Genomic DNA, 7,476 nt, shown 5'->3' on the forward strand with positions numbered 1-7,476 from the left:
TTTGATGATTCTTTGCCTTTCTCTTTACCTTCTCTTGGCCTTTCGGGTACTCTTCTCGGTGCGGAGGGGAGTACTCCCCATGCGCGACGTACCCGTCAATACGGACGGATCGGCATCGATCTGATCCCGGGGCGTCGGCCCGGCGGCACGCCCGCCGCTCGGGTGGAAGAGACCTCCGGCAGCGACGACGCTGATCAGTAGCCGTACGACGCCGGAGGCGCAGTGGACGTATCAATGACCCTGTGGGTCCTGACCATTCTCGGTCTGGGGGCCCTGATCGGTGCCGACTTCTTCATCGGGCGCAAACCCCATGAGGTATCGGTCAAGGAAGCCGGCATCTGGACGGTCGTCTGGATCGTGCTGGCGGCGCTCTTCGGGCTCGGCCTGTTGCTGTTCGGGAACGGTCAGGCGGCCGGCGAGTTCTTCGCGGGATACATCACCGAGAAGTCGCTCAGCGTCGACAACCTCTTCGTCTTCGTGCTGATCATGGCGAAGTTCTCGGTCCCCTCCCACCTCCAGCAGCGGGTCCTGCTCGTGGGCGTGCTCATCGCCCTGGTGCTCCGTGCGATCTTCATCGCCGCCGGTGCTGCGATCATCACGAACTTCTCCTGGGTCTTCTACCTGTTCGGCGCGTTCCTGATCTACACCGCTTGGAAGCTCATCCAGGAGGCGCGTTCCGGCGAGGAAGAGGGCGAGTTCGAGGAGAACCGCCTCCTCAAGACCGCCGAGAAGAAGTTCGGCGTCGCCGACCGCTACCACGGCACCAAGCTCTTCATCCGTGCCAACGGCAAGCGGGTGATGACCCCGCTGATGGTCGTCATGCTCGCCATCGGCACCACCGACATCCTGTTCGCCCTCGACTCCATCCCGGCGATCTTCGGCCTCACCCAGGATCCGTACATCGTCTTCACCGCCAACGCCTTCGCCCTGATGGGCCTGCGACAGCTGTACTTCCTGATCGGGGGCCTCCTCCAGAAGCTGGTCCACCTCAGCTACGGCCTGTCGGTGATCCTCGGCTTCATCGGAGTGAAGCTCGTGCTGCACGCCCTGCACGAGTCCGGGGTGCACGTTCCGGAGATCTCGATCCCGTTCTCGCTCGCGGTCATCTGCGGCGTTCTGGTGGTCACCACCATCACCAGTCTGATCGCCTCCAGGAAGCAGGAGGAGCGCGCCGCGGTCGAGGCCCCGGCCGCCCCCGAGGGCATCGAGAAGGACAGCGTCGAGGCCTAAGGCCCGACTCCGCGCGAAGGCGGCCGACCAGTTCCCCGACCGGTCGGCCGTCCCCGTGCTCCGCCGCCCGTGCGGCCCGGCCGGAGCCGCTCGGGCGGCGGCCGTCACCGTCCCGCTCGCCGGGAGGGAGCCGACCGCCCGACGGGGGCGCGCAGTTCGGGGGCGGTGTGCCGGGTGTCACCAACCGCGCTCGCGCCATTCCGCGAGGTGGGGACGCTCATCGCCGAGGGTGGTGTCCTTGCCGTGGCCGGGGTAGATCCACGACTCGTCGGGCAGCACCGCGAAGAGCTTCGTCTCGACGTCGTGGAGCAGGCTCGCGAAAGCCTCCGGGTCCTGCCAGGTGTTGCCCACCCCGCCGGGGAAGAGGCAGTCCCCGGTGAAGACGTGGGGGTGGCCGTGCGGGTCGTCGTAGACGAGGGCGATCGAGCCGGGGGTGTGCCCGACCAGACGGCGCGCGGTCAGTTCGACCCGGCCCACCCGGATGGTGTCGCCGTCCTCGACCAGCTCGTCGGTCCCGACGGGGATGCCTTCCGCGTCGTACGCGCCCGCGTAGGTCCGGGCGCCGGTCGCGGCGACCACCTCGGCGAGTGCCTGCCAGTGGTCGCCGTGCCGGTGGGTGGTGACGACGGCCGCGATGCCGTCGTCACCGATCAGCGTGAGCAGCGTCCCCGCCTCGTTGGCCGCATCGATCAGCAGCTGCTCGCCGGTCGCCCGGCAGCGCAACAGATACGCGTTGTTGTCCATCGGGCCGACCGCGACCTTCGAGATCATCAGGTCCGTCAGCTCGTGCACGTCCGCCGGACCGCCGACCTTCACCACTCCGCTGTACGTCATGGCCTCAGACTAGCCCCGGGAAGTGGCGCCGGCTCCGGCCCTCGGTTAAAGCGCCGGGAGTTCCGGCAGGGGACCGCCCTCGGTCTTCAGCGCGGAGCCCTCCCGGCGGCCGGCGAGCCAGCCGAGGAGCTCGGGGGCGGTGCCGCTCACGGTCACCTCGGCGCCCTCCGCGGATCCGGTGGTCCAGCTGCCCGAGCCGTCCGTGGCGACGACCCGGGTGGGCGGCACGGACGGGTTGCCCGTGAACCGCTCGGTGAGGAAGTCGACCTCCCGCCGGACGAATTCCTCCGGCAGGTCCTCCAGCTCGTAGCCGGCTCCCAGGTCCACGTGGTGCAGGGCCACCTCCACCCAGCGGCGGAAGGGGAGCCGGGAGGCGCTGTCGGTGATCCCGTTGCGGAGCTCGATCGTGCGGCTCCAGTCCGCGGGCTCGGCGCAGACGGCCTGGAAGCGCTCGGCGGTCTCGCGCACGTCGGCGAGCTGCACGTCCAGCGGGCGGGCGGAGCCGTCCTCGATGTCCGCGTCGCGGGCCGCGGCGTCGGTGTACATGGGGCGTCCCTGGAGGGCGTTCACCAGGGCGTCGGCGTTGCGTGCCAGGTGGGCGAGGACATGACCGCGGGTCCAGCCGGGAAGCCGTGACGGCTCGGCCACTGCCGCGTTGTCCCAGGAGGCGGCTGCGGTCAGCAGACGCTCGGTCGCCTCGCGCACGGAAACAAGGTCCTGTTCGTGATCGATCATGGCGCCGACCCTAGCGCCGCCACTCGTTCGGGTGAAGCGGGCTACGAGCGGCCGGAAATCGAATGTGCGTGCTATAGGCTCGACGGAAGCATCCGGCATCCTTGGTTGTTGGGTGTCTCAGGCACATCCGCTCTCTCAAGAAAGGTGCGGACCGGCGTGGCCGACCGTCTCATCGTCCGTGGCGCTCGCGAGCACAACCTCAAGAACGTCTCGCTCGACCTCCCGCGTGACTCCCTCATCGTCTTCACCGGGCTCTCGGGGTCGGGCAAGTCTTCCCTCGCGTTCGACACGATCTTCGCCGAGGGGCAGCGCCGGTACGTCGAGTCGCTCTCCTCGTACGCCCGGCAGTTCCTCGGCCAGATGGACAAGCCGGACGTCGACTTCATCGAGGGTCTCTCGCCCGCCGTCTCCATCGACCAGAAGTCGACCTCGCGCAACCCGCGCTCCACGGTCGGCACCATCACGGAGGTCTACGACTACCTCCGTCTGCTCTTCGCGCGGATCGGGAAGCCGCACTGTCCCGAGTGCCGTCGCCCGATCTCCCGCCAGTCGCCGCAGGCCATCGTCGACAAGGTCCTGGAGCTCCCCGAGGGCAGCCGCTTCCAGGTGCTCTCCCCGCTGGTGCGCGAGCGGAAGGGCGAGTTCGTCGACCTCTTCGCCGACCTCCAGACCAAGGGCTACAGCCGTGCCCGGGTGGACGGCGTGACCGTGCAGCTGAGCGAGCCCCCGACGCTCAAGAAGCAGGAGAAGCACACGATCGAGGTGGTCGTCGACCGCCTCACCGTCAAGGACAGTGCCAAGCGCCGGCTCACCGACTCCGTCGAGACCGCGCTCGGACTCTCCGGAGGCATGGTCGTCCTCGACTTCGTCGACCTCCCCGAGGACGACCCCGAGCGCGAGCGCATGTACTCGGAGCACCTCTACTGCCCGTACGACGACCTGTCCTTCGAGGAGTTGGAGCCGCGCTCCTTCTCCTTCAACTCGCCCTTCGGTGCCTGTCCCGACTGCACCGGCATCGGCACCCGGATGGAGGTCGACCCGGAGCTGGTCGTCCCCGACGAGGAGAAGTCCCTCGACGAGGGGGCCATCCACCCCTGGTCGCACGGACACACCAAGGAGTACTTCGGCCGGCTCATCGGAGGACTCTCCCAGGCGCTCGGCTTCCGCACGGACATTCCTTACGCGGGCCTGCCGCAGCGGGCCAAGAAGGCCCTGATGCACGGCCACAAGACCCAGGTCGAGGTCCGCTACCGCAACCGGTACGGGCGCGAGCGGGCCTACACCACCCCGGCCTTCGAGGGGGCCGTCTCCTTCGTCAAGCGGCGTCACTCCGAAGCCGAGAGCGACTCCAGCCGCGAGCGCTTCGAGGGGTACATGCGGGAGGTGCCCTGCCCCACCTGCGAGGGCACCCGACTCAAGCCCATCGTCCTCGCGGTCACGGTCATGGACCGGTCCATCGCCGAGGTCTCCGCGATGTCGATCAGCGACTGCGCCGAGTTCCTTTCCCGCCTCACGCTCAACGCCCGTGACAAGAAGATCGCCGAGCGGGTCCTCAAGGAGGTCAACGAGCGGCTGCGCTTCCTCGTCGACGTCGGCCTCGACTACCTCTCGCTCAACCGGGCGGCGGGCACGCTCTCCGGCGGTGAGGCCCAGCGCATCCGGCTGGCCACCCAGATCGGCTCCGGCCTAGTCGGCGTGCTCTACGTCCTGGACGAGCCGTCCATCGGTCTCCACCAGCGCGACAACCACCGGCTCATCGAGACCCTGGTGCGGCTCCGGGACATGGGCAACACGCTGATCGTCGTCGAGCACGACGAGGACACCATCAAGGTCGCCGACTGGGTCGTCGACATCGGCCCCGGTGCGGGCGAGCACGGGGGCAAGGTCGTCCACTCCGGCTCCTTGAAGGAGCTCCTCGCCAACGAGGAGTCGATGACCGGGCAGTACCTGTCCGGCCGCCGGTCGATCGACGCCCCGGACGTCCGCCGCCCGATGGACCCCGAGCGTCGACTCACCGTCCACGGTGCCCGCGAGAACAACCTGCGGGACATCAACGTCTCCTTCCCGCTGGGCGTCCTCACCGCCGTCACCGGCGTTTCCGGGTCGGGCAAGTCGACCCTGGTCAACGACATCCTCTACACCCACCTGGCACGCGAGCTGAACGGCGCCAAGTCGGTGCCCGGACGGCACACCCGCGTCGACGGAGACGAGCTCGTCGACAAGGTCGTGCACGTGGACCAGTCGCCGATCGGTCGCACGCCCCGGTCGAACCCGGCGACCTACACCGGAGTCTTCGACCACGTCCGCCGGCTCTTCGCCGAGACGATGGAGGCCAAGGTCCGGGGCTACCTGCCCGGTCGCTTCTCCTTCAACGTCAAGGGCGGTCGCTGCGAGAACTGCTCCGGTGACGGCACGATCAAGATCGAGATGAACTTCCTCCCGGACGTCTACGTGCCGTGCGAGGTCTGCCACGGGGACCGCTACAACCGGGAGACCCTGGAGGTCCACTACAAGGGCAAGTCCATCGCCGAGGTCCTCAACATGCCGATCGAGGAGGCCCTCGACTTCTTCGAGGCCGTCCCGACCATCGCCCGGCACCTGCGCACGCTCCACGAGGTCGGACTCGGTTACGTCCGCCTCGGTCAGTCGGCGCCGACCCTCTCAGGCGGCGAGGCCCAGCGGGTGAAGCTCGCCTCCGAGCTCCAGAAGCGCTCCACGGGGCGCACGGTCTACGTGCTGGATGAGCCGACCACCGGTCTCCACTTCGAGGACATCTCGAAGCTGATCAAGGTTCTGTCCAACTTGGTCGACAAGGGCAACTCGGTGATCGTCATCGAGCACAACCTTGATGTCATCAAGACCGCGGACTGGGTCATCGACATGGGGCCGGAGGGCGGCAGCGGCGGTGGCCTGGTGGTCGCCGAGGGCACGCCGGAGCAGGTCGCCTCGGTCCCGGCGAGCCACACCGGCAAGTTCCTCCGCGAGGTCCTCGGTGCCGACCGGATCAGCGACGCCGGGGGCACGATCCCGGCGGCCCGCGGCACGAAGAAGGCGGCGGCCAAGAAGGCCACGGCGAACACCACGGCGACGAAGAGGGCGAGCAGCAAGAGCAAGGCCGCGGAGCAGACGACAGGAAGGAAGACGGCAGCCACGGCCACCACGGCCACCGCGAAGAAGACCTCCGCCAAGAAGGCGACGAGCGCCCGGACCCGCAAGGCCTGACGGCCGACGGGACGGAGCGGCAGACGGAGCCGGAGCACCGGCAGGACGACGCCGTCGGCAGGGCCCCGCCCCGGAGCCCGGGTCCTCCCTTGCGGCCCCGTCCCCGCACCCAGGGCCCGGGCGATGTCCCGGACGACCCCGCCGGTATCGTCGGTTCGGTCACCCCTGAGGGGTCTTGTCCCCCTACACCTCACCGTGGAGCGCACATGTCCGGCCAGTCCAGCCGTCGCACCGTACTGAAAGGCGCCGCTCTCGCCGGAGCCGCCGGGCTGGGCGTGGCCGCCTGCTCCACCGACTCCAAGCTCGGCCACGCCGAGGCCCCCACCCCGACCGCACCGGTCCCCCTCGGAGCCCCGGACGAGGTGCCGGTCGGTGGTTCCAAGCTCTACCGCGAGCAGCGGCTGGTGGTGAGCTGCCCGGCCCAGGGGCAGTACAAGGCCTTCAGCGCCCAGTGCACCCACGCCGGCTGTGTCCTCGACAAGGTCGAGGAGAACGAGGGCAACTGCCCTTGCCACGGCAGCCGCTTCGACGTGACCACCGGCAAGGCGCTCCGGGGGCCGGCCACCGTCCCGCTGCCCGAGGTCCCGATCCGGGTCGAGAACGGCACGCTGGTCGCCGGCCCGGAATCCCCCCGGTCCTGAGCCGGAGGCTCACGCCCAGTCCCAGTCGATCCCCAGGATCCCCGGACGCATCCCCTGCTCCACCAGGTGCACCGTGCGGTGCCGACCGCTCAGGGTCAGCTCCGCACGGCCGCCGCGCGGGGCGCCCGCGGAAGGCTGGACGAACCTCCGGCAGCGCACCGGAAGCGCCGCTTCGTCGAAGCGGACCTGGAGCACGTACTGCCCGCCCGCGAAGCTGAACCCGCGGAGGTACTCCCCGCTCGGCCCGGCGGTTCCGTCCTCGAAGCCGTACGAGAACAGGTACGTGTCCCCGGCCCGCAGCCGGGCGTCGAAGAGCAGCTCGGCGACCAACACTCCCGTACCGACGTGCCAGCGGACCCGTCCGGCGCGACAGTTCTCCACCGCCCGCACCACCACCCGCGAGGGGTCGCAGCCCGGATCCCCGTGGTGGATGGCGAGGTAGCGGTCGACACCGTCCCGGTGGGCCCGCACCACGTGCTGGGACTCGCGCCCCAACAACTCCCGTCCCGCCCCGATCCGCACCCGCTCGTGGTGCCCCACCGTGTGCAGCCCGCCGTCCGTCGGCGTCTCCAGCTCCGCGAGCAGCTCCTCGACCGAACCCGAGGCCTCCACCAGCGAGCGGTACGAACGGGCTGCCGGGCGTTCCGCTCCGGGGCGGGGGGTCGTGTCCTCCGTCAGGAGCCGCAGCAGCGAGTTCGCCGGTAGCCGGAGTACCTCCTCTAGTAGTGCTTGGTCAGGTTGGTGTGGTGCTTGGTATGTCGCGGTGGCAGGTGGGGCAGGCGCCGGTCCAGGTGGCGAGGAGGGTCTGCAGCTC

The 7,476-nt window shown here is 69.4% G+C and carries 5 protein-coding genes and 1 pseudogene; 3 read left to right on the forward strand and 3 right to left on the reverse strand.

Translation table 11 applies throughout. From position 1 onward, the window contains the following. Positions 1–222 precede the first annotated feature (222 nt). Positions 223–1,230 (forward strand): TerC/Alx family metal homeostasis membrane protein, encoded by a 1,008-nt coding sequence (locus ACFW2Y_RS01725; RefSeq protein WP_384871953.1) that lies wholly within the window; start codon positions 223–225, stop codon positions 1,228–1,230. Between the two features lie 177 nt (positions 1,231–1,407). On the opposite strand, the gene ACFW2Y_RS01730 is transcribed toward ACFW2Y_RS01725, so the two are convergent. Beyond that, complete coding sequence (locus ACFW2Y_RS01730; RefSeq protein ID WP_384871956.1) at positions 1,408–2,064, reverse strand: MBL fold metallo-hydrolase; 657 nt, start codon at positions 2,062–2,064, stop codon at positions 1,408–1,410. Between the two features lie 45 nt (positions 2,065–2,109). After that, positions 2,110–2,799 carry a maleylpyruvate isomerase family mycothiol-dependent enzyme gene (locus ACFW2Y_RS01735; protein WP_384871959.1) on the reverse strand — a complete coding sequence of 230 codons (690 nt, stop codon included), beginning with the start codon at positions 2,797–2,799 and terminating at the stop codon, positions 2,110–2,112. Positions 2,800–2,955: 156 nt separating this feature from the next. Here ACFW2Y_RS01735 and uvrA point away from each other — a divergent pair, with 156 nt between their 5' ends. Further along, the gene (uvrA, locus tag ACFW2Y_RS01740) at positions 2,956–6,021 is read left to right on the forward strand and encodes an excinuclease ABC subunit UvrA (protein ID WP_384871962.1); all 3,066 of its coding nucleotides are present in this window, start codon (positions 2,956–2,958) and stop codon (positions 6,019–6,021) included. 206 nt (positions 6,022–6,227) lie between these two features. Continuing rightward, a complete protein-coding gene (locus ACFW2Y_RS01745; RefSeq protein ID WP_384871965.1) occupies positions 6,228–6,662 on the forward strand; it encodes a Rieske (2Fe-2S) protein in 435 nt (144 codons plus the stop codon). Positions 6,663–6,671: 9 nt separating this feature from the next. Here the strand turns inward: ACFW2Y_RS01745 and ACFW2Y_RS01750 are convergent. Beyond that, a pseudogene (locus tag ACFW2Y_RS01750) lies at positions 6,672–7,385 on the reverse strand (hypothetical protein); the annotation flags it as partial. Between the last annotated feature and the right edge of the window lie 91 nt (positions 7,386–7,476).

Source organism: Streptomyces sp. NPDC058877, from assembly GCF_042742855.1.
GTDB lineage: Bacteria > Actinomycetota > Actinomycetes > Streptomycetales > Streptomycetaceae > Streptomyces.